Here is a 24,232-nt window from a genome sequence, read left to right on the forward strand (position 1 = left end):
GGGCACAACGAAAAAGGCCCGCACCGTTGCCGGTGCGGGCCCTTCGGAAACTGGTGGCCAGGGACGGAATCGAACCGCCGACACGGGGATTTTCAATCCCCTGCTCTACCAACTGAGCTACCTGGCCTGCGCGGAAGGCACGTATTAAACAGTGCGTCCTGCGTGGAGTCAAGACCCCGGCCGGGGCCTCACTGCCTGGGCGGCACGTACCCTTCGGGGGTGACGCCGCCCTCGCCGAACAGGAAGGCGACCATCTGCTCCTCGAGGAAGGTGCGCGCCTTGGGATCCATCATGCTCAGGCGGTATTCGTTGATGAGCATGGTCTGCTGGCGCTGCCAGGCGGCCCAGGCTTCCTTGGAGATGTTGTCGTAGATCTTCTGGCCGAGATCGCCCGGGTAGGGGGCGAAGTCGAGGCCTTCAGCCTCCTTGTGGAGCTTCTGGCATTTCACCGTGCGGGTCATGGGTCGTCTCCGTCAATTGCGCATGCCTTCCAGCAGGGCGCGCACGGGGGCGGCCAGGCCGGGTGGTTCGGAAAGGCCCACGTTATACCAGAGAGTGCGATCCGGTTCCAATACCCAGTGTGAGGGTCGGTTAATGGCGCCCTGCCAGGGGGTGAACTCCAGCCGGAAGTGGGTGAAGGTGTGGACCCGCGCCGGCCACGGCCGCCAGCTGCGCACCTCGCCATGGTAGCGCGCCCGGACCAGTTCCGTGGGGTCGGTGTCCCAGCCGCACTCCGGAAGGCTCCAGAGCCCGCCCCAGATGCCGGTCGGGGGGCGGCGCTCCAGGAGCACGCCGGCTTCCGGATCGGTGATGAGCAGCAGCCGGGTGCGGCGCACGGGCAGCTCGCGGCGCGGACGGGAGGCCGGCAGCTCCCCCTGGCGGCCTTCGGCACGGGCCCGGCAGCCGTCGCCCAGGGGGCAGTCGGCGCAGGCGGGGCGGCTGCGGGTGCAGACCGTGGCGCCGAGGTCCATGATGGCCTGGGTGTAGTCCCGAACCCGCGCGGCCGGGGTGCAGGCCTCCGCCAGCTCCCACAGCCGGCGCTGGACCGCGGCGGTGCCGCTCCAGCCCTCCACGGCGGCCAGCCGGGCCAGCACCCGCTTGGCGTTGCCGTCCAGGATCGGGGCGCGGATGCCGTGGGCCTGGGCCAGGATGGCGCCGGCGGTGGAACGGCCGATGCCCGGCAGCGCCTCGAGCGCCTCCAGGGTGTCCGGAAAGCGTCCCCCGTGCCGCTCCACCACCTGGCGGGCGGCCTGGTGCAGATTGCGGGCCCGGGCGTAGTAGCCCAGTCCGGCCCAGTGGCGCAGCACCTCGTCCAGGGGGGCGGCCGCCAGCGCTTCCACCGACGGGAAGCGGGCGATGAAGGCCTCGTAGTAGGGGATGACGGTCGCCACCTGGGTCTGCTGCAGCATCACCTCCGAGATCCACACCCGGTAGGGCGTGGCGGGGTGCTGCCAGGGCAGGTCGTGGCGGCCGTGCCGGTCGAACCAGGCGAGCAGGGCCGCCGCCATCTTCCCCGGCGGCAGGGGCAGTCCGGCGGCGGCCACGGCGTCAGCGGAACAGGCCCTTCAGGCCGTCCTGGAGCTTCTCCTGCAGCTGCTCGGTGGCCTTCTGCTGGATCTCCTGCTTCTTCTCCTCGATTTTCCCCTGGGCGGCCTCCTTGAGCAGGCTCTCGGTGTCCAGGGCGTACTTGGGATTGTCGAAGCTTCCGCTCACCTTGATGGGGACGGTGACCCCGTGCAGCTGGTCCAGCTCCTTGCCGCCCTGGCCGGTGAGGGTGCCCACGATGGCCGCCTTGACCAGGTAGTCGATCCGCTCCCGGGGCAGGTCGGCGCTGCCGCTGCCGGTGACCCGCAGCAGCGGCGACTTGGCCAGGAGATCGTCGTTGCGGGCCACGCCGTCGGTGACCTTCACCGTGCCGGAGAGCTCGCTGAAGTCGGTCTGGTTGGGCTCGTTGCTGGGCGGCGCCGGCTGGCCCTTGAGGCGGGCGTCGGCCTCGCGCAGCATCTGGGCGATATTGACGCCCTTGACCGCGCCGTTGGTGAAGCGGAAGTCCGCGTTGCCGCTGAGGGTGCGCTTCATGGCCTCGGCGTCGTTGCCCGCGGCCCGCAGGGCGGCGTTCATCTCCGCCTGGCCGGTGAGCTTCTCCTCCTTGCCGGTGAGATCCCGCAGCAACGGGCCGGCCTGGACGCCCTTGAGGTGCTCGTCCAGCGCCAGCTGCAGCGACTTGCCGCGGCCGTCGAGGCGGATGTCGCCGTTGTAGCGGCCCTCGTACAGGGCGGCGTTGAGGGGATTCAGCTGCACCAGGCCATCCTTCGCCTTGACCTCGACGTTGATGTCGGTGGCGCTCAGCTTGGCGATCTTGAGGCTGCCCACATGGAACTTGCCCTGGATGTTGAGGGGCCGCAGCACGGCCGGGTCGATGCCCGCGGCGCCGGCGGCCGCGCCGGGGCTTCCGGCCTGCTGATCCTCCCGCGGCGGCGGGAGGTAGCGGTCGAGATCGATGGCGTCGAGCGCCAGGTCGAAGCGCAGCGCCTGGCTGGCGAAGTCGCTGACGCCGGCGCTGCCGGTGAGCGCGGTGTCGTCCAGGCGCATCTCCAGGCCGCTCAGCATCAGCCGGCTGGGGGTGGCCTCCAGGGCCGATTTCAGGCTGGCTTTCGACAGCACATTCCCGTCGGCGGTGTCGATGGCCGGCTGGCCCAGTTGCGCCAGCAGCTCCCGCGGACTGAACTCGCTCACCTCGAGCGTACCCTTGAACAACGGGGTGGTGGTGATGTTGCCGCCCTTCAGCGCGCCGTTCATCCGCAGCCCGTAGGCGGTGAGGGTGAGTCCGGTCACGTCCAGGGTCTGCTGCCAGAGGTCGGCGTCCACCTCGGCATTGAGCTGGACATCGGCCTTGCCGCCGGGCAGGGTCTCGCCCTGTGACTCCGCGCGCAGCTCCAGCCCCTTGACCGTGTAGCGGCCCTTGTCCGGCTGGGCATTCACCTCGCCCTTGAACGTCAGGTGGCTCTTCAGGACCGGAGCGCTGGAGGTGAGGTCGAGGCTCGCCTCGACGGGGAACGGGCGCCCGGGCACCAGCTCGCCGCTCGTGAGGTTGAGGTTCTCCACCGTCTGGCGGGTGCCGCTCTGGCGATCGTCCCAGACCACGCGGGCGTCGCTGAGCTCGATTCCGCCCACCGCCAGCGCGGCCACGGCCGGCGCGGGTTCGCCGGCGGGCTTCTCCTCCGCCGCGGCCCCGGCGCTCTCGGCGGGCACCAGGTCATCCCAGTTGCTGCGCCCGTCCTTGGCCCGGGCGAGGTTGAGCTGCAGCCCCTCGAGGGCCACGGTATCGATCTCCACCTCCTTCCTCAGCAGGGGCATCAGCTTGACCCGGGCCTGGGCGGCCTCGATGCGGGCGAAGGGTTCCTCGCCGAATCCCTGCGCGTTGCCCAGTTGCACCTGGCCCAGCTTGATGCCCAGCCAGGGGAAGACGGTGATGCCGATATCGCCGTTGATGGCGAGATCCCGGCCGGTGCGCTCCTTGACCACCGTGGTGAGCTGGTCGCGGTAGTCGTTGGGGTCGAAGAAGAGCGTGAAGTAGACCGCCAGTCCGGCCACGAGGAGGATGACGAGACCGATGACTCCACCGAGGATCTTGAGCAGGGCTTTCATTATTGTTGAACTCCATTTCCGGCTGTTTGCTTGAGGCTAGCAACGGGCTCCCGCGCAGGCAACCTGACCGCGCTCCGGGAGATCGGGATGTTGCAGTGCGGCGAGCGGAGGTCGATTTGATCATTCCCCGAACAGGTGTGATATTCAACTACAGGGGGGATGAGATGAGGAGGTCGATTGCAGCACCGGCCCCGGATGTATGCCAGATTGTGGTCTAACCCGTCGTCCAGGGGGGTGAGTGGTCTGAATGGCCGTGATTCCAGCTGTCCGCAACCCTCATGCGGGCTGGAATCCCGGGCTTGGTGCGACTCTCGCCCGTCCCGCCCGCCAGGAACGCCATGGGCGTTGAACACCCGGGGCCACTGAGACCGGTCCGCAACCGGGCCGGAACCCTGACATCACTTGAGAAGGAGGCAGGGCGCATGAGTGACTACTGCGTTGTGCTTGCCGATGCAGCTCGGGCAAGGATCTTCACCCTCGAACCGGCGGCGCTGCCGGAGATGGAGTCCGGGCCCAACCTGACGGAGTATCACGACCTGGTAAACCCCGAGATGGAACAGGCCGACAAGGATCTCTGGAGCGAGATGAAGAGCGGGCGCAACCGCGCATCCTCCGGGGCCGCCCACGGTTATGACGACCACCGGGAGAAGCATGCCGACGAGTTCGTCGCGCGCTTCGCCCGCCAGGTGGCGGACGACGTGGTCCGGGTCGTCAACAGCCGGAAGGCCAAGCACCTGGTGGTGCTGGCCGAGAAACGCATGCTCGGTTTCCTGCGCAACACCATGGGCAGCGGCCTCAATGGCGTGCAGGTGCATGAAGTGGCCAAGAATCTCAGCAAGCTCACCACCGCTGAGCTGCACAATCGTCTGGCGCAGGACGGCCTGCTGCCGAAGCGGCAGCGTCCCACCGGCTGAGGCGCCGGATTTCCCGGGCGGGCGGTTTGAGGACCGCCCGCCGTACCCACCACGGTAACCCCCCATGGGCTCGAATCCCTCTCCGAACAGTGGCCTGCTCTGCGCCTACCTGCTGGACGGTCACGGTGGCGGTGCGCTCCAGGACATGGATGGGGTGCGCCGCTGGCATCCTGGCGCCGGGACCCTGTGGGTGCACCTCGACTACACCAGCCCTGATGCCCGGGCCTGGCTGGCGGAGGAGAGCGGCATCGATCCGGTCATCGCCTCCGCCCTGCTCGCCGAGGAGACCCGGCCGCGGGCCCTGGCCGTCGGCGAGGGACTGCTGGTGGTCCTGCGCGGGGTGAACCTGAATCCCGGTGCGGACCCGGAGGACATGGTTTCGATCCGGCTCTGGTTCGACGGCGAGCGCATCATCTCCACCCGGCGCTACAAGCTGCTGGCCATCGCCGATCTGCGCGCCGCCATCGAGGACGGCGGGGGTCCCGAAACGCCGGGGGGGTTCCTGGTCCGCCTCGCCGAGGGCCTGCTGCTGCGCATGTCATCGGTGGTGCACGACCTGGATGGGGCGGTGGATGCCCTGGAGGAGGATGTGCTCAGCGCCGAAAGCCATGCCCTCGGCCCGCGCCTGTCCGGTCTGCGCCGCCAGGCCATCATGCTGCGCCGCTACCTGGCTCCCCAGCGCGAGGCGCTGAACCGGCTGGTGCTGGAGAAGGTGAACCTGATCGCGGCCAACGAGCGCGCCGAGCTGCGCGAGGTGGCCGACCGCACGTCCCGCTACCTGGAGGACCTGGACGCCGCGCGGGAGCGGGCGGCGGTGACCCAGGAGGAGCTCAACAGCCGCCTCTCCTCGCGGATGGAGCAGCGGATGTACCTGCTCTCCATGGTGGCGGCGGTGTTCCTGCCCCTGGGATTCATCACCGGCCTGCTCGGCATCAACGTCGGCGGCATCCCCGGAGAGGGAGTGGGCTGGGGGTTCCTCGCCGTCTGCACCCTCCTTGCGGCCGTGCTGGCGGGGCAGATGCTCTACTTCCGCCGCAAGGGGTGGATATGAGTTGCCGGTTGCCAGTGACCGGCAGCTTCACACAATCGGCAGCTCGGGCAGGATCTCGGCGCTCTGGACGTGTTCCTGGAACGCCTCCAGGTGCGCCTCCACCTCCCTGACGGCCTGGAAGCGGGCCACGTGGTAGAGCGCCTCGCCCTCGTTGACCAGGGGCAGATTGGCCCGGCCGATGACGATGCCCTCCACCGTGGAGATGACCTCCTCCTCCCGCTCGCCGAAGGGATCGGCCACGAGGCCCAGCACTTCACCCTTCGCCACCCGTGCGCCGAGGGGCACCTGGCTGCGGAGAATGCCGCCCTGGGGGGCGCGCATCCAGCTGCTGGAGCGGGCCACGTAGGGCTCCCGCGGCGGTTTCCTGCTGCGGCTCCGGGGCAGCATGCCCAGCGCGCGCATCACGTTGACGACCCCGTTCACCCCCACGCGGATGCCGAATTCGTCGAAACGCAGCGCCTCGCCCGCCTCGTAGAGCAGGGTGGGGATGCCCTTTTCGGCGGCCGCCTCCCGTAGTGAGCCGTCGCGCAGGTCGGAGTTGAGGATCACCGGCACCCCGAACAGGCGCGCCAGGCGCTCGGTCTCCGGGTCGTCCAGCTTGGCGCGGATCTGGGGCAGGTTGCTGCGGTGGATGGCGCCTGAGTGGATGTCGATGCCGTACTGGCTGTTGTCCACCACCTCGGTCATGAACAGGTTGGCCAGCCGGGCGGCCAGCGAGCCGCATTCCGAGCCAGGAAAGACGCGGTTCAGGTCGCGGCGGTCGGGTAGGTAGCGGGAGTGGTGCAGGAAGCCGTGCACGTTCACCACCGGCACGGCGATGAGGGTGCCGTGCAGCTTGTCGAGCGCCGGCAGTTTCAGCAGGCGCCGGATTACCTCCACGCCGTTGATTTCATCGCCGTGGATGGCGGCGCTGACGAACAGCCGCGGGCCGGCACGCCTGCCGCGCACCACCTGCACCGGCATGGTGATGGGCGCATGGGTGTAGAGGCGGGCGACCGGTACGTCGATGGTGACCCGGGACCCGGGGGCGATGTCCTCGCCGTTGATGAACAGGGGGCGCCTGGCCATGGTCCGGCTCAGCCCTTGCCCTTGGTGCGGGTGCGGTTGGGCTTGGCGTTCTTCTCGATGAACAGGATGATCTGGTCCGCCACGTCCTTGCCCGTGGCCGTTTCGATGCCTTCCAGCCCCGGGGACGAGTTCACCTCCATCACCAGCGGGCCGTGGTTTGAACGCAGGATGTCCACCCCGGCCACGTTGAGGCCGACGATCTTGGCCGCCCGCGCCGCGGTGGCCCGCTCGGCGGGGGTCAGGCGCACCAGGGCCGCGCTGCCGCCGCGGTGGAGGTTGGAGCGGAACTCGCCCTCCTTCGCCTGGCGCTTCATGGCCGCCACCACCCGATCGCCGATGACGAAACAGCGGATGTCGGCGCCGCCGGCCTCCTTGATGAACTCCTGCACCAGGAAGTTGGCGTCCAGCTCGCGGAAGGCGTCGATGAGGCTCTCGGCGGCCTTGTCGGTCTCGGCCAGCACGACCCCCTTGCCCTGGGTGCCCTCCAGCAGCTTCACCACCAGGGGCGCGCCTCCCACCAGGTCGATCAGCGCCTGGGTATCGTCCACCGAGTGGGCGAACCCGGTCACCGGCAGTCCGACCCCCTTGCGGGCGAGCAGCTGCAGGGAGCGCAGCTTGTCGCGGGAGCGTCCGATGGCCACCGACTCGTTCAGGGGGTAGACCCCCATGACCTCGAACTGGCGCAGCACGGCCAGGCCGTAGAAGGTGATGGAGGCGCCGATGCGCGGGATGACCGCGTCGAACCCCTCCAGCTGTTCGCCCCGGTAGTGCACGCCCGGACGCTGGCTGGCCACGTCCACCTGGCAGCGCAGGGGGTCGAGCACGACCATCTCGTGGCCCCGCTCCTGGCCCGCCTCGACCAGGCGTCGGGTGGAGTAGAGTTGGCGGTTGCGGGAGAGAATTGCAATCTTCATAGGCTGGAGGTTTCCTTTGTGCCGGCCCGGATTAGCGGGGTTTGCGGTGCTGAGGCGCCGGCGGGCGTCCGGTGAGGTATGAGCGGGCGGGGTGAACGCTGAAGTGGTTACCCAGCGCCGTGCGCCCGATGAGCAGCCGGAAAGTCATGGAATCGCGGTTGGTCAGCGTCATCTCCACCGGCCACTCGCGGCCGCCGAGCCTCAGGGTCGTGCGGATGATGTAGCGCTGCTCCCGGTGTCCGCCGGAATCGGAGACCCAGCGCCGGTCGAAGACGGGCGCGGTGCAGATGCGCTCGATGTCGGTGCGGCGCTGCAGGGGGTGGATGCCGAAGCGCACCAGGGCCACGCCGTTGTCCTCGTAAGGCTCGACGAAATAGGCGTGCAGCGTCGAGGTGCGGGCACCGGTGTCCACCTTGCCCTTGATGCGGCCGATGCCCAGTTCCGGCAGCGCGGCCCATTCGCGCCAGCCGAGCGGGACGGCTTCGGGGTTGAGTCGTTTGTCACCGGGCATGAACTGGCGGCTCTCATCGGTTCGCGGTAGCGGATGTACGGCGAGGCGCGGATTTTCACGCCTGCGCCATGCACAGTAAAGTCTAGTCACTCTTGGGGGCACATTCAGCGAGTCCCCGGCCTGCGGTCGCAACACCCGCTGAATGGAATCCCCGGGAGTGGCCGATATGCTGGTTCGCGGCTGCCCCGCGCCATTGCAGGAGACGGGGTTTCTGCACCAGGGTGAATCCGGCGTGGTCCGCCGGGGCATCTCCCCGGGCCATGAGTCCGGCAGCGGGAGGTTGAAGCGATATGGATCTCGGCGGGGAATTCCGGTGGGGGCGGGCGGGTACCCCCGGCATTCTGCTCGCGGCATGTCTGGTCGCCCTGTGTCCATGGCCTGCCGTGGCCGGGGCGGCGGATGCCCCTTACTCCATCGCCACCCCGGTGCGGCTCAGCGACGTTCCGGAGGCGGACGGCCGATTCATGGGGGTGCGCCTGCTCGGTGCCCTGCGCCTGTCCGCGGTCGAGCGTGACGGGCTGTACCTCACCGAGCTGTCGGGGCTGGCCTGGGACCGGGACGAGGCGCTGCTCTACGCGGTCAGCGACCGGGGCGCGGTATTCCACCTGCAGCCGGTGCTGCGCGCCGGGCGGCTGGTGGATGTGCGCCTGCTGGCGGCCCACCCCCTGCGCGGCGGCGACGGTGCGCCGCTGGCGGGTGCCTGGTCCGACGCCGAGGGCCTGGTGCTGGAACACGAGGCGGACGGGGAGCGCGGCAATACGACCCTGCTGATCTCCTTCGAGGGCCGTCCGCGGGTGGAGCGTTTCACGACTGACGGGAACCCGCTGGAGCGGCTGCGGCTGCCCCCGGCGCTGTCCGGAGTCGACAGCTACCGCGATCCCAACAGCGCCCTGGAGGCCCTCGTCCGGCATCCATCCCTGGGCCTGATGACCGCCCCCGAGCGCCCATTGGCCGGGATGGACGCACGCACGGTTCCCCTCTGTACCCTCACCGGCCGCTGCTGGGACTACCCCCTGGCGGATGCCCCGGGCAGCGCCCTGACGGCACTGGAGTCGCACCCCGATGGCGGGCTCCTGGCGCTGGAGCGGGCCTTCGTCTCCCTGTTCCGGCCGCTGGTCATCAGTCTGCGTCATGTCCGGCTGCCCGACGGACCAGGGCCGGTGAGCGTGGAGACGGTGGCGTCCTTCGACACCAGTCGCGGTTGGTTGGTGGACAACTTCGAGGGGCTGGCCTTCCACGAGGGACGGCGCTACTTCATGGTCAGCGACGACAACGGCAGCCCGCTGCAGCACACCCTCCTGGTCTATTTTGAGCTGCTGCCCTGAGGGCGGCGCCCTGCTGCTGTAGGGTCAGGTCCACAGCGGCATTGTGAATTGTCATTGAGAAACACTCCCCGCATGGAAACAATTCCTTGGAAAGCAACAAGTGTTGTCTTGTTGCAACAATCGCAGACATCATTCAAGACATTGTTTTGCATAATGTTCATGGATTGTCTGTTGCCAAATAAAACAACATCGGGGTTCATGGAATGAGAATCAGACATACGCTTATTGCATCCGCCGTTGCCCTGGCCCTGCTTCCCGCGTCGGGCGCATTTGCTGCGGATGATTCCGCGCTCGTATACGCAGGCAGCGTGGATGGTTATGTGGGCTACCGTTGGATTTCCAGCGATGACAGCGACGAGGTCGAGGACGATCACACGCCCACGTATGGCGCCGGCGCAGTGGTCAGCGTACCGCTGGGGCAGGCCCTGTCGGTCCAGTTCGACGCGCTGGGCGAGGCCAATGTCCTGGACAACGATTCCGATGACGATCCCTCGAGCATGGTGTCCGTCGGGGCGCACCTGAGCTACCGCAATGCCTCCACCATGCTGGTCGGCGCCTTTGCCGGCTACGGCATCGGCACCGTGACCGACAACGATGGCCACTCCAAGGCCGCCTACCTGGGGCTCGAGGGACAGTACTACTTCGATCCCGCCACCCTCTATGGCCAGGTCGGATACGTCAAGGGCCCCGGGGACGACGACGAGAGCGAGGGCTTCGACGACGGCGGCTGGTTCGGCCGTGTGGTGGGCCGTTACTTCATCTCCGATGACATCATGCTCGAAGGCGACGTGGCCTATGCCGACACCGACCAGTACGTTGACGGCGATGACGCGGGCGAGATCTGGGCGTGGGGCCTGAAGTACAAGCAGCGACTGGGGAAATCGCCCGTCTATGGCGTCATCGCCTACCGCGGCGCCAACTATGACTCGACCACGGAGGGTGATGTGGCGACCGAGCAGGTTCTCATGCTGGGCGTCAGCTTCGCCTTCGGGGCGGACAGCCTGAAGCACAATGACCGCAGCGGCGCGACCCTGGACCTGCCCCATTTCCTCCATCGCGCCAACATGTACTCGCAGACGCTGGATTGATTCACGGGTTGCCGAAGCCTGAAAACCGGAAACGGAAGGGGCGGCCATGCGGCCGCCCCTTCCGTTTCCGGGCGTGGTCCCCTCGATGAACCAAAAAAAAGCCCGCTGACTAGATGGGAGCGGGCTTCAATAGGGACTGCCAGATGGAGGATGACCCATAGGGTCAGGCAAATCGTATTCCCAACAGCGGGCGCAATGCGTTGCGAATCGTCAATCCGGGCAAAAAAATGCCCGCGCTGGGCGGGCAAGGCAAAAACTGCACCAGATGGAAAACTGACCGTGGAAATCGACGCCCATGCTATGCCGTGCCGGGCGCTCCGCGCTTGACCTGCCTCAAGTGGCGGGGTTGGCCGACGTCCGCCATGAACAAAAAAAAGGCCCGCCGGGCGACGGGCCTACACGGACTTCCCAGATGGAGGTTGGAGACGTGTGTCTCGGGTCCAAGGATAGGGGGAAACGGGCCCAACCCGTTTTGATTCAGATCAAGAATATTAGAAATGTCTGATGTATTCGGCGTGGTCCCGGCTGCAACCCCGCTACCTGAAAACAAAAAAACCGGCCCGAGGGCCGGTTGATCGTAGGCGATCCGTCGGGACCGCCAGTGGTTACTGGAGCGGGTGATGGGAATCGAACCCACGTTAGAAGCTTGGGAAGCTCCTGTTCTACCATTGAACTACACCCGCGAAGGCGTCTTATTCTATGCGAACCGGCGGGCAGGTCAATTCCCGGGGCGCGGGTTTGTTGCCGGCGGGTCTCAGGCCAGCTCTCCGTACAGCAGCTCCACCTCCTTGCGGTAGCGCTCCAGCACCTGCTGGCGCCTGGTTTTCAGGGTCGGGGTGAGCAGGCCGTTCTCCACCGTCCAGGCATCCAGCATGGGGACCACGCGCCGCACCTTGGCATAGCCGGGAAAATCGGCGAGCAGTTCGCGCATGTGCGTGATGAGCTGATTGCGCAGCCGGTTGTCCAGCAGGCTCGCCGGATCGAATGCGTCCAGCCCGAGCTGCCTGGCCAGCGTCACCCAGTGCTCGCCGTTGAGCACCACCAGGGCGCTCAGGAAGGGGCGTCCCTCGCCCAGTACCAGCACCTGGTCGAAGAGGGGATCCAGGGCGATGGCCGACTCCATGTCGCCGGGCGGCACCTTCTCTCCGTTGGAGAGCACCAGGATGTCCTTGATTCGCCCGGTGATGTAGAGGTGGCCGTGCTCGATGCGGGCCTGATCGCCGGTATGCAGCCAGCCGTCGCTGTCGATGGTCTGGGTGGTGGCGGCATGGTTGTTCCAGTAGCCCTGCATCACGCCGGGTCCCCGGACCAGCAGTTCGTCGTTCTCACCGATTTTCACCTCCACGCCGCGCAGGGGCAGGCCGACGCTGGCGGGTTCGTTGTCCTCGAGGGTGTTCACGCTCACCACCGGGCTGGTCTCGGTCAGGCCGTAACCCTGGAGTATGGGCAGCCCGAGCCCGATGAAGGTGCGGGCCACGGAGAAGGGGAGTGCGGCGCCGCCGCTCACGGCGACCCGCAGGCGGCCGCCGAGGCGGGCCAGGACCTTGTCGGCCACCAGCCGCCGCAGCAGCGGCCACAGCAGCAGTTGCGGCGAGAGCCAGCGGCTGGCGCGCCCCTGTGCCGCCTGGAAGCGGCGCCAGCCCACCACCGCGGCGGCCCTGAACAGGATGCGGGCGAGGGGCTTCTTCTCCAGTTGATCCGCGAGGCGGGCATAGACGCGCTCGTAGATGCGCGGCACCGATATCAGCGCCGTGGGACGGATGGTCTGCAGATCCTCGGCCAGTTGCTGGACCGAGCGGGAGAACGCCACCGTGGAGCCGGCCATCATCGGCAGGTAGTAGCCGCCGGTGCGCTCCAGGGTGTGGGACAGGGGCAGGAAGGAGAGGAAGGTGTCCTCGCGGTAGACCGAGACCATGGTCAGGCTGGCATGGGCGATGGAGAGCATGTTGTGGTGGCTCAGCATCACCCCCTTCGGCCGGCCGGTGGTGCCCGAGGTGTAGACGATGGAGGCCAGGGACTGGCTGCCGTGCTCGTCATGCCGCACTTCGTGCTCGCCGCGGGGGAGCCATTCATCCACGTGGATGACGCGGGGATCGTCGTCAGCGCCCCCCGCCTTGTGCTCCAGCACCAGCACCCGCCGCAGCGCGGGCAGGCTCTCGTCGGCCGAGCGCAGGCGGCGCCACTGGGTGTCATCCTGGATCAGGAGCAGCTTGGCGGCCGAGTCGTTGAGTATGTAGGCCGCGCTGTCGGGCCGGTCGTCGGTGTACAGCGGCACCACCACCAGCCCGAGTCCGAGGGCCGCCTGGTCGAATTCCACCCACTCGCGGCAGTTGCGCAGCACGATGGCGACCCGGTCTCCGGGCTTCAGCGCTTCCCGCGCCATGCCCGCCTGCCAGCGCGCCACCTGCCGGGCCACCTCGCTCCAGGTGGCGTCCACCCACAGGCGGTGGCGGCGGTCGAACTGGCGGTAGGCGACGCTGTCGGGCGTGCGGTGGATCCGTTCCCGGAACAGGCCATCCAGCGTGACGGCGGTCTCGACCGCGATGATGTCTTCATTCCACTCGTGCATGGGAATGCATTTCTCCAGAAAACGCCGGGTCTTGCAAGTGCCGCCCGATTGACCGCCCCGGCGGGGTCCCGGTACCCTTTGCGGTCATGGATATCACCGTCAACGGCCAGTCCCGCAGCGTGCCCGACGGCGCCAGCCTGGAGCAGCTCCTGGTTGAGCTCGGCTACACCGGTCGCCGGCTGGCCGTCGAGATCAACCGCGAAATCATACCCCGCAGCGCCCACGCCGCGACGCGCCTCCAGCCCGGTGACCGGGTGGAGATCGTGCAGGCAATCGGTGGCGGGTCGCCGTGCGGCACCGGGCCCGCCCGTTGCCCATGAGCCGCGGCCCGGCGCCCCCGTATGGGCAGGTACGGGCGTAGCGCGGTATACTCGCCCCTTTCGTTCCAGCCCTCAGCCTGTTCAGGATTCCAGCATGACCCAGGACGCACCGACCCCGGGCGACGACACCCTGACTGTCGCCGGCAAGACCTACCATTCCCGCCTGCTGGTGGGCACCGGAAAGTACAAGGACCTGGAGGAGACGCGCCAGGCCATCGAGGCCAGCGGGGCGGAGATCGTCACGGTGGCCATCCGGCGCACCAATATCGGCCAGAATCCGGGCGAGCCCAATCTTCTCGATGTCATCCCGCCGGATCGCTACACCATCCTTCCCAACACGGCCGGCTGCTATACCGCCGAGGATGCCGTCCGGACCTGCCGCCTCGCGCGCGAGCTGCTCGACGGCCACAACCTGGTGAAGCTCGAGGTGCTCGGCGACCAGAAGACCCTGTTCCCCGACATCACCGCCACCCTGGAGGCGGCGGAGATTCTCGTCCGGGAGGGGTTCGAGGTGATGGTCTACACCTCCGACGATCCCATCATCGCCAAGCGCCTGGAGGAGATGGGCTGCGTGGCGGTCATGCCGCTGGCCGCGCCCATCGGCTCGGGTCTCGGCATCCGCAATCCCTACAACATCCGTCTCATCCTCGAGAATGCCGGCGTGCCCATCCTGGTGGACGCCGGCGTCGGTACCGCCTCCGATGCGGCCATCGCCATGGAGCTCGGCTGCGACGGCGTGCTGATGAACACCGCCATCGCCGCGGCCGGCAACCCGGTGCTGATGGCCTCGGCCATGAAGAAGGCCATCGAGGCCGGCCGCGAGGCCTATCTCGCCGGCCGCATGCCGCGCAAGCTCTACGCCAGCGCCTCCTCGCCCATCGACGGTACTTTCTTCTGAGCCACGCTGGCGTGAGTGCGTGAGTGCGTGAGTGCGTGAATGCGTGAATGCGTGAGTGCGTGAGTGCGTGAATGCGTGAATGCGTGAATGCGTGAATGCGTCCATGGTTCGCCGCAATCACGGTCCCAGAGTCCAACCGAAGCCCCGGTGCCGAGATTTGCGTTGGCGATGACCGAAGCCCCCCCGAAACACCGCCCCATCCGCAGTTTCGTGCGTCGCGAGGGGCGCATGACGCCGGCCCAGCAGCGCGCCCTGGACGAGTTGTGGCCCGTCTACGGACTGGACCTGGAGAACTGTCCACTGGACCCGGAGGCGGTGTTCGGCCGCCGGGCGCCGCTGACGCTGGAGATCGGCTTCGGCATGGGGGATGCGCTGCTGGCCATGGCCGCCGCGGCACCGGACGCGGACTTCATCGGCGTGGAGGTGCATCGGCCGGGGGTGGGGTCACTGCTCAACCGGCTGCAGGCCGCCGGCGTCACCAACGTCCGGGTCTTCTGCGCCGATGCGGTGGAGGTGCTCGAGCGCTGTCTGCCCGCCGGCTCCCTCGACCGGGTCTGCCTCTTCTTCCCCGACCCCTGGCACAAGAAACGTCACCACAAGCGGCGCCTGGTCCAGCCGCCGTTCGTCGAACGGGTGCGCGGCCGGCTCGCGCCCGGCGGGGTTTTCCACCTGGCCACGGACTGGGAGGACTACGCCCGGCACATGCTGGAGGTGCTTTCCAGGTCCGAGGGGCTGCGCAATACCGCGCCCGATGGCCGCTTCGTTCCCCGGCCGTCCTACCGCCCGGAAACCAAGTTCGAGCGCCGCGGGATGCGGCTCGGTCACGGGGTCTGGGACCTGGTGTTCGAACGCGCCGGGTGAGAAGCGCCGCTTCCGCTCGTGCAATCCCTGTGCACGGGTGGCTGGCATCGCTGCGCAGATCCGGCACAATAGGTGCGGATGTCCCGTTCGCCGCTGCATGAGCCGGGCGTACTGCAATGTCCCCGCCGGCGCCTTCAGCCTCCCCCAAGGGGGCCGAATGCGCCTCCGCGGGCGCGCAGCACACTGGAAGAGGCGTGAAACCGAGGATGAGCAATGCCGGATAAGCACCACGATGACAGTCTGCAGGAGAGGCTGGTCCGCCTGCGTCAGGCCTACTTCAAGGATCTGCCCCGCAAGCTCCAGCGCATCGAGTCGGGCTGGGAGCGGCTCTCCGGAACGCCCGTCACCGGGGAGCGCCTGAAGGACCTCCGCCAGCAGGTGCACAACCTGGCCGGTTCCAGCGGGACCTTCGAATTCCCCGGCCTGAGCCGGGCGGCGCAGGAACTCGAGCTGATGATCGGCTCGGTGCTGGATCAGGAAACACCGCTCACCAAGGCGCAACGGGACAAGCTGCAGGGCCGGATGGAGGCGCTGGCACAGGTTGCCCGTGACACCGACCCCGACGAAACCGCCGACAAGTTCGTGCACAACATCACCGAACCCCTGGTCGGCCCCGAGGGCAGCGGCCTGCTGTTCATCGTCGACGACGACCCGGACGTCAGCGGCTACCTCGGGCAGAATCTGCGTGCCCACGGCTTCGAGGTGCGCCAGCTGCAGACATTGAAGAGCCTGCAGGAGGCGGTCGAGGAGGAGCACCCGGCGGTCATCCTCATGGATATCATCTTCCCCGAGGGTGAGCTGGCGGGAGTGGAGGCCATCGCCGAGCTGCGCAAATCGATGGAAAACCCGCCCGCGGTGCTGTTTCTCTCTTCCCGCAGCGACATGATCGCCCGCCTGGAGGCCATGCGCGCCGGCGCCGACGCCTATCTGACCAAGCCGGTGGACATCCCCACCCTGGTCAGCAAGCTGAGCCTGTTGATCTCTCCCTCCGCCCAGGCCGAACCCTACCGGGTGCTGGTGGTCGATGACGATCGCAGCCAGGCGCTCTACTGCGCCGCCATCCTCAAAAAGGCGGGCATGCTGCCCGAAATCATCACCGATCCCATGACGGTGATGGGGATCCTGGATACTTTCGTGCCGGACCTGATCCTGCTGGACCTCTACATGCCCAAGGTGGGCGGGCTGGAGCTGGCCTCGGTCATCCGCCAGCGGGAGGACCTGGGCGACATTCCCATCGTGTTCCTCTCGGGAGAGACGGACGCGGAGAAGCGTTTCGCGGCTCTGAGCCTGGGGGCGGACGATTTCCTGACCAAGCCCATCACGCCTCCGCACCTGGTCTCGGCGGTGCGCAATCGCATTCTCCGTTCCCGCGCCATGCAGGCCAAGCTCAAGCTGCTGGCGCGCCAGGATCGCCTGACCGGGCTGTACAACCGCGACTACCTGCTCTCCCAGCTGGAAAGGATCGTGGATCAGGTTGTGGCCGGCGGCCTGGGCCGGGCGCTGGTCTACCTGTCCATCGACAACTTCAAGGAGCTGAGTGCGCGGCTGGGCATGCGCGGTGGCGACCGGGTGGTGGCCGGCGTGGCCGAGCAGGTACGTCGCGCGGCACGTGCCGGGGACCTGCTGGGGCGTTACAGCGGCGCGTCGTTCATCGTCGCACTGCGCAGCCCCGATCTGGATGCAGCCCGGATCTGGGCGGACGGGCTGCGTGCGCAGGTGGAGCGGAACATCATGGACACCGGGCCGCAGAGTGTCTCGGTTACCGTGAGCCTGGGCATCGTCGGCCTCGGCAGCACCGTCCCGGATGCGGCCACCGCCGTCATGCAGGCGAACCAGGCCTGCCACACGGCCCAGGAGCTCGGCGGCAACCGGGTCCAGGTCTACCAGGCCACAGAGGGCGTGAGCCTGCGTGCCGATGCCGAGCAGGGCTGGGTCAAGCGGGTGGAGGCGGCGCTCAATGAGGACGGCCTGCGCCTGGTCTACCAGCCCATCGTCAATCTGCATGGTGAGCAGGCGCCCTTCTACGAGATCTTCGTGCGCCTGCTCGACGAAGAAGGGGCGGAGGTGCCGGCGGCGCGCTTCATCCCGGTCGCCGAGCGCAACGGCCTGATGCCGCGGGTGGATCGCTGGGTGCTCCAGCACGCCGTGCGTGCGGCCGCCGGGCAGCATCGCAACGGCAACCCGGTGCGGCTGTTCGTGACCCTGTCGGCCACCACCGTGGGCGACACCGGCCTGCTCGCCTGGGTGGCGGATATCCTGAAGGAGGCGCGTCTGCCCAACGAGGCCCTGGTCATCCAGTGCAGTGCGCGGGATGCCGAGGACCGGCTCAAGCCGGCGCGGGAGCTCATCGACGGTTTGCACGACCTGGGCGTGGCAACCGGCCTCAGCCATTTCGGCGGTGGCGGCGCCCCGCTGAGCCTGCTCAACCACCTCAATCCCGATTACATCAAGTTCGACCAGCAGCTGGTGCGCGAGTCCCTGGCGGAGAGTCGGCCCGGAGCCACCCTGCGGGAACTCATCAGCACCACCCGGGCGCTGGGCAAGCAGAGCATCGTGCCGTTCGTGGAGGAGGCCGCCACCCTGGCCACTCTCTGGAGCTGCGGCGTGGACTACGTCCAGGGCTACTTCGTGCAGGGCCCCGATGCCCACCCCGACTACGACTTCGTCAGCGCCACGCTCTGAACTCCCCCGCTGCGAAGGCGCGGAAAGACGGAAAGACGGAAAGACAAATTAGACAGGATTTACAGGATTAACAGGATTGTCCATTTTCACTTCTTTCAGCCGTTGGCGGTGGTGGCCGCCGCGGCCGGGCACTCCTGGAAGATGCGCTGGGCGCAGGTGGCGCAGCGGCCCGCGTCCAGCTTCGGCACGATGGCGCGGATGGCGTCGGCCTTGCTCGAGAACATTTTCTTCACGCCGATGGTTTCGATCTGCCCTCCGCGTACCAGCACCTCCCGCACCGCGGCCTTGGCGCCGCTGATGTAGAGCGCTCCGCCCAGTTCGCGCAGACGCTTGGCTTCGGCTGCCAGGGTCTCGGCGCCGGCGGTGTCGATGAAATTGATGCCGTTGGCCACCAGCAGGAGATTGTTCTGTTTCGGCGGCGACTCGCAGATGCCCTGGAGGGTGGTGGCGACGTGGTCCACCGCGCCGAAGAAGAGCGAACCGTCGATGCGCGCGATCTTCAGCTGCGGGCACTCCTTCGCCTGGGTGCGGCTGATGTTGACCATCTGCCGGGCCGGGTGCTTGGGATCGGGCGCGAGGCTGACGATGGCGGGCCGGGAGGTGCGGCGGAGGTAGAGGACCAGGGACAGCATCACCCCGGCGTAGATGGCGAACTCCAGATCCAGGAACAGGGTGGCGAGGAAGGTGACGGCCATCACCGTCGCCTCGCGGCGGCTGGTGCGGATGATGGAGCGGAGGTGGTGGAAGTCGATGAGATTCCAGGCCACCAGGAGGATGATCCCGCCCATGGCGGCGATGGGCAGGTAGGCGGTCAGCGGCGCCACCAGGAGCAGGATCAGCGCCAGCGCCAGCGCCGCGAACACCGCGGACAGGGGCGTCTGGGCGCCGGCGGTGTAGTTCAGCCCGGAGCGGGTGAAGGAGCCGGAGCCGGCGTAGGCGGAGAAGAAGCTGCCCACCACGTTGGAGAGGCCCTGGCCGATGAACTCCTGGTTGCCGTCGATGCGCTGCTGGGAGCGGGTGGCGATGGCGCGGCCGATGGAGACCGCCTCGATGAGGCCGAGCAGGGCCACGGCGAGCGCCTTCGGCGCCAGGTCGCGCACGGTGGCCCAGGAGAGGTCGGGCAGCGACAGGGGCGGCAGGTGGGCCGGCAGCTCGCCCACCAGCTGGACGCCGTGATCGGGTCCGTTCAGTCCGATTCCGAGCAGGGTTCCGAACACCATGGCGATGAGCATGCCCGGCAGGCGCGGGCGCCAGCGGCGGATGAGCAGCGCGATCGCCAGGGTGACCATCGCGATGGCGAGCACGTAGAGATTGGTATCCGGCAGCTGCCGCAGGAGCACCCACCAGGTGTGCAGGAAGGTCTCGCCGCGCGGCACCGGCACCCCCAGCACATGCTTGAGCTGGCTGGTGGCGATGAGGATGGCCGCGCCGGCGGTGAAGCCCACCACGACGGAGTGGGAGACGAAGTTCACCAGGGTCCCCAGCCGGGCCAGGCCGAAGGCGAGCTGGTAGGCGCCCGCCAGCAGGGTCAGGGTCAGCGCCATCTGCACGTACTGGGGCGTGCCGGGCTCGGCGAATCCGCTCACCGTGCTGAACACCACGATGGAAATGGCCGTGGTGGGGCCGGAGATCAGGTGCCAGGAGGAGCCGAACAGCCCGGCCACGATGGGCGTGACGATGGCGGTATAGAGGCCATACTCCGGCGGCAGACCGGCGATGAGGGCGAAGGCCACGCCCTGGGGCAGCACCACGACCGCGTTGGTGAGGCCGGCGATGAGGTCAGCCTTGAGGGTCTCGCGGGTGACGCGCGGCCACCAGCGCAGGAACGGCAGCAGGCGGACCCACAGCAGGCTGCAGCAGGGGGCGGAGGCGGTGGTCTTGGTCGACATTGCGGTGATCCGGGTGAAGCAGGGAAAGTGGTGTACGGGCGCGCACGCATCCCACATGCGGCTGCCAAGGATAATTCAATCGCCGCTGCCATGCCCATAGCGTTCTCTTATGTTGCGGCGCGGCTTACTTTATTGGACCCTGTCGCCCAATGTGAAGATAATGTCAAAATTTTATAATCCACTAAATTCACCTGGAATTGCAGGGGCACGGTATCATTCATGGAGACACTCACCCTTAGCACCGAGATGATCTGGGTGCTGGTCATCCTGGCCTTCACCATCTATCTCTTCGTGTCCGAGGTGGTCGCCGTCGATGTCGCGGCCATCAGCATCATGGTGCTGCTCGGCCTGACCAACCTGGTGGGACCCTGGCTGGGCCTCGAGCAGGGGCTGGTGCCCGCGACCCAGTTGTTCAACGGCTTTTCCAGTAATGCCGTGATCTCCATCATCGCCGTGATGATCATCGGCGCCGGCCTGGACAAGACCGGCGTGATGGGCAAGTTGGCCGGCTTCATCCTCAAGGCGGGCGGTTCCACGGAAAAGCGCATCATCCCCATCATCTCCGGCACCGTGGGCTTCATTTCCAGCTTCATGCAGAACGTGGGCGCCGCCGCGCTGTTCCTGCCGGTGGTGAGCCGGATCTCTTCCCGCACCGGCCTGCCCATGTCGCGGCTGCTCATGCCCATGGGCTTCTGCGCCATTCTCGGCGGCACGGTGACCATGATCGGTTCCAGCCCCCTGATCCTGCTCAACGATCTGATTCTCACTTCGAACAAGGCGCTGCCGGCGGGCGTGGAGCCCATGCAGACCTACAGCCTGTTCGCCGTCACCCCCATCGGCATCGTCCTGGTCCTCACCGGCATCATCTACTTCGTGCTGGCCGGCCGCTTCGTGCTGCCCACCGTGAAGAGCGAAACCGGCAGCGCCGGCGCGACCATGAAGTACTTCGAGGACCTCTATGGCCTCGAGGGCTCCATGTACGAGCTGCGCATTCCCGACGACTCCCCGCTGGTGGGGATGGAGGTGGGCGATCTCGAGCAGCGCTACAACGTCCCCTTCCTCCTCGCACTGCACAACGCCAACGAGGAGGTACGGGTGGCGCCGCCGCGGGACATCCGCATCACCGGCGGGGCGCTGCTGGCGGTCATGGGACCGGACGAGCAGGTGGCGGAGTTCGCCCGCGAATACGGCCTGAAGCTGCGCCCGGAGCTGGAGGAGTTCGTGGAGGCGATGAACCCCACCCGCGCCGGAATCGCCGAGGTGGTCATCCCGCCCGGTTCGCGTCTCATCGGCCAGACCCTGTCCGAGCTGCGCATGCGCAAGACCTTCGGTCTCAGCGTGCTGGCCGTGTTCCGCCAGCACGAGGTGATTCGCGGCATCCTCCGCAACCTGACCCTCGAGGCGGGCGACACCCTGGTGGTCCACACCCGCTGGAGCGACCTCATCCCGGTGTCGAAGGATCGCAACTTCGTGGTGGCCACCGACTTTCCCCGCGAGGAGCTGCGGCCCCACAAGGTGGTGCCGGCCATGATCTTCTTCCTCATCGCGCTGTCGCTGGTCCTGTTCACCGACCTGCGCCTCTCGGTGGCCCTGCTGACCGGGGCGCTCGGCATGATCGTCTCCGGGGTGCTGAAGATCGAGGAGGCCTATGAAGCGGTAAGCTGGAAGACGGTGTTCCTGCTCGCCAGCCTCATTCCCCTGGGACTCGCGGTGGAGACCACCGGCACCGCGGCCTGGATCGCGCAGAAGGTGCTCTCGGTCATGGAAGGCGTGCCCATCTGGGGGCTGCAGGCGGCCATCGCCGCACTGGCCACCTTCTTCACCCTGGTGATGTCCAACGTGGGCGCCACGGTGCTGCTGGTGCCCCTGGCGGTGAACATCGCCCTGGGGGCCGGCGCCAACCCGGCGCTGTTCGCCCTCACGGTGGCCATCTCCACCTCCAACTCCTTCCTCATCCCCACCCACCAGGTGAATGCGCTGATCATGGGTCCGGCCGGCTACCGCGTGAAGGACTTCATGCGCGCCGGCGGCGTGATGACGGTGCTGTTCCTGGTGGTGGAGATGGTGATGCTGAATATCGTCTTCTGAACCGCCACCCGGGCCTCCGGGCCCGGGCCTGCCCTCCGAGGCAAAAAGTCAGCCATCCATGGGTGCAATCCGCAGGATCCGGTCCAGCCGCAGCTCCAGCGCTTCGCCTGTGTGCGTCTCCGCCTGCAGGTACTCCGCACCCTGGCGCGTCTGCAGGTCCTTCGGCAGCAGCACTTCCTGGTGCAGGTTCCCCTCCACGTCGCGCCAGGCCGTGCGCAGCCGGTCCCGGTGCATGATGTGCAGCTCCAGCTCCGAGTAGACATCGCAGCCGATGGGCGTGTAGTCGTCGCTCATGACAGTCTCCCGCACGGATGGATGACCCTTTAAAGACTGCCACAGAATGGAGTGAAGGGTGATCCGTGTTCCGTTTTCGGTTTTCCGTCAGAACACCGGCCGCACTATTACAGAATGATTGATGCGTCATGAGTAATCCGGGATCCGGCACCATCCGGAACACGGAACACGGAACACGGAACACGGAACACGTTCCTCACCTCAGCCATCCCCCATGAACCGCAGCAGCACCTCGTTGAGGTAGCGCAGGCCCAGCGGGGTGGGGGCGAGGCGCTCCGGGTCGGGCACCAGCAGCCCGTCGGTGCGGGCGCGGGAGAGGGCGGGCTCCAGGGTGGCGGGCGATTGCCCGGTGCGCGCCCCGTAGAGCGCGGCGGGCACGCCGTCGGTCAGGCGCAGGGCGTTCATCAGGAACTCCAGCGGCAGCTCGGCGGGTTCCACCCCGTGCGGGTTGACCGTCGCGGCCGGTGTTCCCGCCCGCTCCAGGTACTCCCGTGGATGGCGCGGACGCGAGTCCCGGGTGACGCGGCCGCTGGCCGGATCGGTGAGCTTGGCGTGGGCGCCGGCACCGATCCCCAGGTAGTCGCCGAAGGTCCAGTAGTTGAGGTTGTGGCGGCAGCGCCGTCCGGGGCGGGCGAAGGCGGAGACCTCGTAGCGGCCGTAACCCGCGTCCGCGATCCGCCCCAGCCCCGCCTCGTGCATGTCCCAGAGGATGTCGTCGCCGGGCAGGGGTGGGGGGGCATGGGCGAAGGGGGTGTTGGGTTCCAGGGTCAGCTGGTACCAGGAGAGGTGCTCGGGCTCCAGGGCGAAGGCCGCCTCCAGGTCCTCCAGGGCCGCGGTCAGCGACTGCTCCGGCAGTCCGAACATGAGATCCAGGTTGAGGTTGTCGAAGCCGGCGCGCCGCGCCGCGGCCACGGCATGGCGGGCCTCGCCGGCGTCGTGGATGCGGCCCAGGGCGAGCAGGGCGCGGTCGTCCAGGCTCTGCACCCCCAGGGAGAGGCGGGTCACGCCGGCGGTCCGGTAGCCGCTGAAGCGACCCTGCTCCACGGTGCCGGGGTTGGCCTCGATGGTCACCTCGATATCCGGCGCCAGGCCCATGCGGGCGGCTATTCCGTCCAGCAGGGCGCCGATGGTGGCGGGCTTCAGCAGGCTCGGCGTCCCGCCGCCGATGAATATGCTCGCCAGCGGGCGGCCCGCGGCGGCGGGCAGCGAGGCGTCCAGGTCGCGCAGCAGCGCGGCGAGGTATTCAGGCTCCGGCAACGCCCCGTCCCGGGCGTGGGAGTTGAAGTCGCAGTAGGGGCACTTGCGCACGCACCAGGGGATGTGCACGTAGAGCGCCAGGGGCGGGGACACGGCCCGGGATGCCGGGTGCGGTTCAGGGATCATGGATAAATCTTGACTGTACAGGTTGGTAAATTATAGGGTACCACCCACCATCGGGACAGCCGGCCCCGCAGCCGGAGCCGCAAGCACGGAGTCAGAAATGAGTGATTTCAACGAAGACGACCTGAATTTGAGCAGCGGCATCGCCGCTTTCGAGGCCAAGCACTTCGGTCGCGCCGCCCAGCTGCTCTCGCCGCTGGCGGAACAGGGCAACCCCGAGGCCCAGTACCGCATGGCGGTCATCCAGCAGAACGGCCTGCTGGGAGCGCCGCACCCCGACGAGGCATACAGGCTCATGAAGGCCGCGGCCGAGGCCGGCCACGCCCTGGCCCAGCATGGCCTCGGGTTCATGTACATGGAAGGGGAGTGCACGGAGCAGAACGCCGCCGAGGCGGTGAAGTGGTTCCAGCTCGCCGCCGACCAGGGCCTGGCGGGCTCACTGACCACGCTCGCCATGATGTACCAGGAAGGCCGCGGCGTGGAACGGAACGACGCAGAGGCCAAGCGCCTCTACAAGCTGGCCGGCTTCGACATGTAGCCACACCCGAACTCACCACGAAGGCACGAAGGACACGAAGAAAAGACTGTTTATCCGCAGATTACGCCGATTACGCAGATAAAGTGTGTTTAAAGGCGCATCAGCTGACGCAAGGCTGCTCAGTCAGCCGGAAACCGCACCTTCAACAGATCTACAGTGGCCGTTGGTGAAAACCATTCATCTAAAAAAATCTG

General features: G+C 67.6%; 20 protein-coding genes and 2 tRNA genes. 10 read left to right on the top strand and 12 right to left on the bottom strand.

The window, feature by feature from the left end:
- Positions 1-51: 51 nt before the first annotated feature.
- From DFQ59_RS11775 to DFQ59_RS11790, 4 genes are all read right to left on the bottom strand, one after another.
- Positions 52-127, bottom strand: a tRNA-Phe gene (locus DFQ59_RS11775).
- A gap of 61 nt (positions 128-188) precedes the next feature.
- Positions 189-461 (bottom strand): oxidative damage protection protein, encoded by a 273-nt coding sequence (locus tag DFQ59_RS11780; RefSeq protein ID WP_114279902.1) that lies wholly within the window; start codon positions 459-461, stop codon positions 189-191.
- Between the two features lie 12 nt (positions 462-473).
- Complete coding sequence (gene mutY / locus DFQ59_RS11785; protein WP_114279986.1) at positions 474-1,508, bottom strand: A/G-specific adenine glycosylase; 1,035 nt, start codon at positions 1,506-1,508, stop codon at positions 474-476.
- Between the two features lie 40 nt (positions 1,509-1,548).
- Positions 1,549-3,648 (bottom strand): AsmA family protein, encoded by a 2,100-nt coding sequence (locus DFQ59_RS11790; protein WP_114279903.1) that lies wholly within the window; start codon positions 3,646-3,648, stop codon positions 1,549-1,551.
- Positions 3,649-4,070: 422 nt separating this feature from the next.
- Here DFQ59_RS11790 and DFQ59_RS11795 point away from each other — a divergent pair, with 422 nt between their 5' ends.
- Positions 4,071-4,562 carry a host attachment protein gene (locus DFQ59_RS11795; protein ID WP_114279904.1) on the top strand — a complete coding sequence of 164 codons (492 nt, stop codon included), beginning with the start codon at positions 4,071-4,073 and terminating at the stop codon, positions 4,560-4,562.
- Positions 4,563-4,626: 64 nt separating this feature from the next.
- Complete coding sequence (locus tag DFQ59_RS11800; protein ID WP_114279905.1) at positions 4,627-5,613, top strand: zinc transporter ZntB; 987 nt, start codon at positions 4,627-4,629, stop codon at positions 5,611-5,613.
- 27 nt (positions 5,614-5,640) lie between these two features.
- On the opposite strand, the gene DFQ59_RS11805 is transcribed toward DFQ59_RS11800, so the two are convergent.
- Genes DFQ59_RS11805 through DFQ59_RS11815 form a run of 3 tightly spaced genes read right to left on the bottom strand, consistent with a single transcriptional unit; the run spans position 5,641 to position 8,106 of the window.
- Positions 5,641-6,681, bottom strand: a complete 1,041-nt coding sequence (locus DFQ59_RS11805) for a succinylglutamate desuccinylase/aspartoacylase family protein (protein ID WP_114279906.1) — start codon at positions 6,679-6,681, stop codon at positions 5,641-5,643.
- Positions 6,682-6,689: 8 nt separating this feature from the next.
- Positions 6,690-7,595, bottom strand: coding sequence for a 30S ribosomal protein S6--L-glutamate ligase (gene rimK, locus DFQ59_RS11810; protein ID WP_114279907.1), 906 nt, complete (start codon positions 7,593-7,595; stop codon positions 6,690-6,692).
- 31 nt (positions 7,596-7,626) lie between these two features.
- Positions 7,627-8,106: an ATP-dependent zinc protease family protein gene (locus DFQ59_RS11815; protein ID WP_114279908.1), complete on the bottom strand. Its 480-nt coding sequence runs from the start codon at positions 8,104-8,106 to the stop codon at positions 7,627-7,629.
- 383 nt (positions 8,107-8,489) lie between these two features.
- Here DFQ59_RS11815 and DFQ59_RS11820 point away from each other — a divergent pair, with 383 nt between their 5' ends.
- Positions 8,490-9,431, top strand: a complete 942-nt coding sequence (locus DFQ59_RS11820; RefSeq protein ID WP_170142145.1) for an esterase-like activity of phytase family protein — start codon at positions 8,490-8,492, stop codon at positions 9,429-9,431.
- A gap of 308 nt (positions 9,432-9,739) precedes the next feature.
- Positions 9,740-10,519, top strand: coding sequence for a hypothetical protein (locus tag DFQ59_RS11825; RefSeq protein WP_147275243.1), 780 nt, complete (start codon positions 9,740-9,742; stop codon positions 10,517-10,519).
- Between the two features lie 609 nt (positions 10,520-11,128).
- Here DFQ59_RS11825 and DFQ59_RS11830 read toward each other — a convergent pair.
- Positions 11,129-11,202 (bottom strand) — tRNA-Gly (locus DFQ59_RS11830).
- 71 nt (positions 11,203-11,273) lie between these two features.
- On the bottom strand, positions 11,274-13,088 hold the full coding sequence (locus tag DFQ59_RS11835) for an AMP-dependent synthetase/ligase (protein ID WP_114279911.1): 1,815 nt from the start codon (positions 13,086-13,088) through the stop codon (positions 11,274-11,276).
- Between the two features lie 86 nt (positions 13,089-13,174).
- Between DFQ59_RS11835 and thiS the strand changes: the two genes are divergently transcribed.
- From thiS to DFQ59_RS11855, 4 genes are all read left to right on the top strand, one after another.
- Positions 13,175-13,408: a sulfur carrier protein ThiS gene (gene thiS, locus DFQ59_RS11840; protein WP_114279912.1), complete on the top strand. Its 234-nt coding sequence runs from the start codon at positions 13,175-13,177 to the stop codon at positions 13,406-13,408.
- Positions 13,409-13,502: 94 nt separating this feature from the next.
- Positions 13,503-14,306 (top strand): thiazole synthase, encoded by an 804-nt coding sequence (locus DFQ59_RS11845; protein WP_114279913.1) that lies wholly within the window; start codon positions 13,503-13,505, stop codon positions 14,304-14,306.
- 168 nt (positions 14,307-14,474) lie between these two features.
- Positions 14,475-15,167: a tRNA (guanosine(46)-N7)-methyltransferase TrmB gene (gene trmB, locus DFQ59_RS11850; RefSeq protein ID WP_114279914.1), complete on the top strand. Its 693-nt coding sequence runs from the start codon at positions 14,475-14,477 to the stop codon at positions 15,165-15,167.
- 213 nt (positions 15,168-15,380) lie between these two features.
- On the top strand, positions 15,381-17,849 hold the full coding sequence (locus DFQ59_RS11855; protein ID WP_114279915.1) for an EAL domain-containing protein: 2,469 nt from the start codon (positions 15,381-15,383) through the stop codon (positions 17,847-17,849).
- Positions 17,850-17,944: 95 nt separating this feature from the next.
- On the opposite strand, the gene DFQ59_RS11860 is transcribed toward DFQ59_RS11855, so the two are convergent.
- Positions 17,945-19,738: a SulP family inorganic anion transporter gene (locus DFQ59_RS11860; protein ID WP_114279916.1), complete on the bottom strand. Its 1,794-nt coding sequence runs from the start codon at positions 19,736-19,738 to the stop codon at positions 17,945-17,947.
- Positions 19,739-19,957: 219 nt separating this feature from the next.
- On the opposite strand from DFQ59_RS11860, the gene DFQ59_RS11865 reads away from it, so the two are divergent.
- Positions 19,958-21,826: an SLC13 family permease gene (locus DFQ59_RS11865; RefSeq protein WP_114279917.1), complete on the top strand. Its 1,869-nt coding sequence runs from the start codon at positions 19,958-19,960 to the stop codon at positions 21,824-21,826.
- A gap of 48 nt (positions 21,827-21,874) precedes the next feature.
- Here the strand turns inward: DFQ59_RS11865 and DFQ59_RS11870 are convergent, their stop codons facing one another.
- Positions 21,875-22,120 (bottom strand): transcriptional antiterminator, Rof, encoded by a 246-nt coding sequence (locus DFQ59_RS11870; protein WP_114279918.1) that lies wholly within the window; start codon positions 22,118-22,120, stop codon positions 21,875-21,877.
- A gap of 201 nt (positions 22,121-22,321) precedes the next feature.
- Positions 22,322-23,503, bottom strand: a complete 1,182-nt coding sequence (gene hemW, locus DFQ59_RS11875) for a radical SAM family heme chaperone HemW (protein WP_114279919.1) — start codon at positions 23,501-23,503, stop codon at positions 22,322-22,324.
- A 97-nt stretch (positions 23,504-23,600) separates the two neighbouring features.
- Here hemW and DFQ59_RS11880 point away from each other — a divergent pair, with 97 nt between their 5' ends.
- Positions 23,601-24,038: a tetratricopeptide repeat protein gene (locus tag DFQ59_RS11880; RefSeq protein ID WP_114279920.1), complete on the top strand. Its 438-nt coding sequence runs from the start codon at positions 23,601-23,603 to the stop codon at positions 24,036-24,038.
- Positions 24,039-24,232: the final 194 nt, after the last annotated feature.

The organism is Thioalbus denitrificans (assembly GCF_003337735.1).
In the GTDB taxonomy this organism is placed as follows: domain Bacteria; phylum Pseudomonadota; class Gammaproteobacteria; order DSM-26407; family DSM-26407; genus Thioalbus; species Thioalbus denitrificans.

What these genes read in the sequence shown, in the direction of transcription:
- DFQ59_RS11780 (WP_114279902.1), bottom strand. Translation starts at nt 461, where the DNA reads ATGACCCGCACGGTGAAATGCCAGAAGCTCCACAAGGAGGCTGAAGGC.
- mutY (WP_114279986.1), bottom strand. Translation starts at nt 1,508, where the DNA reads ATGGCGGCGGCCCTGCTCGCCTGGTTCGACCGGCACGGCCGCCACGAC.
- DFQ59_RS11790 (WP_114279903.1), bottom strand. Translation starts at nt 3,648, where the DNA reads ATGAAAGCCCTGCTCAAGATCCTCGGTGGAGTCATCGGTCTCGTCATC.
- DFQ59_RS11795 (WP_114279904.1), top strand. Translation starts at nt 4,071, where the DNA reads ATGAGTGACTACTGCGTTGTGCTTGCCGATGCAGCTCGGGCAAGGATC.
- DFQ59_RS11800 (WP_114279905.1), top strand. Translation starts at nt 4,627, where the DNA reads ATGGGCTCGAATCCCTCTCCGAACAGTGGCCTGCTCTGCGCCTACCTG.
- DFQ59_RS11805 (WP_114279906.1), bottom strand. Translation starts at nt 6,681, where the DNA reads ATGGCCAGGCGCCCCCTGTTCATCAACGGCGAGGACATCGCCCCCGGG.
- rimK (WP_114279907.1), bottom strand. Translation starts at nt 7,595, where the DNA reads ATGAAGATTGCAATTCTCTCCCGCAACCGCCAACTCTACTCCACCCGA.
- DFQ59_RS11815 (WP_114279908.1), bottom strand. Translation starts at nt 8,106, where the DNA reads ATGCCCGGTGACAAACGACTCAACCCCGAAGCCGTCCCGCTCGGCTGG.
- DFQ59_RS11835 (WP_114279911.1), bottom strand. Translation starts at nt 13,088, where the DNA reads ATGCACGAGTGGAATGAAGACATCATCGCGGTCGAGACCGCCGTCACG.
- thiS (WP_114279912.1), top strand. Translation starts at nt 13,175, where the DNA reads ATGGATATCACCGTCAACGGCCAGTCCCGCAGCGTGCCCGACGGCGCC.
- DFQ59_RS11845 (WP_114279913.1), top strand. Translation starts at nt 13,503, where the DNA reads ATGACCCAGGACGCACCGACCCCGGGCGACGACACCCTGACTGTCGCC.
- trmB (WP_114279914.1), top strand. Translation starts at nt 14,475, where the DNA reads ATGACCGAAGCCCCCCCGAAACACCGCCCCATCCGCAGTTTCGTGCGT.
- DFQ59_RS11855 (WP_114279915.1), top strand. Translation starts at nt 15,381, where the DNA reads ATGCCGGATAAGCACCACGATGACAGTCTGCAGGAGAGGCTGGTCCGC.
- DFQ59_RS11860 (WP_114279916.1), bottom strand. Translation starts at nt 19,738, where the DNA reads ATGTCGACCAAGACCACCGCCTCCGCCCCCTGCTGCAGCCTGCTGTGG.
- DFQ59_RS11865 (WP_114279917.1), top strand. Translation starts at nt 19,958, where the DNA reads ATGGAGACACTCACCCTTAGCACCGAGATGATCTGGGTGCTGGTCATC.
- DFQ59_RS11870 (WP_114279918.1), bottom strand. Translation starts at nt 22,120, where the DNA reads ATGAGCGACGACTACACGCCCATCGGCTGCGATGTCTACTCGGAGCTG.
- hemW (WP_114279919.1), bottom strand. Translation starts at nt 23,503, where the DNA reads ATGATCCCTGAACCGCACCCGGCATCCCGGGCCGTGTCCCCGCCCCTG.
- DFQ59_RS11880 (WP_114279920.1), top strand. Translation starts at nt 23,601, where the DNA reads ATGAGTGATTTCAACGAAGACGACCTGAATTTGAGCAGCGGCATCGCC.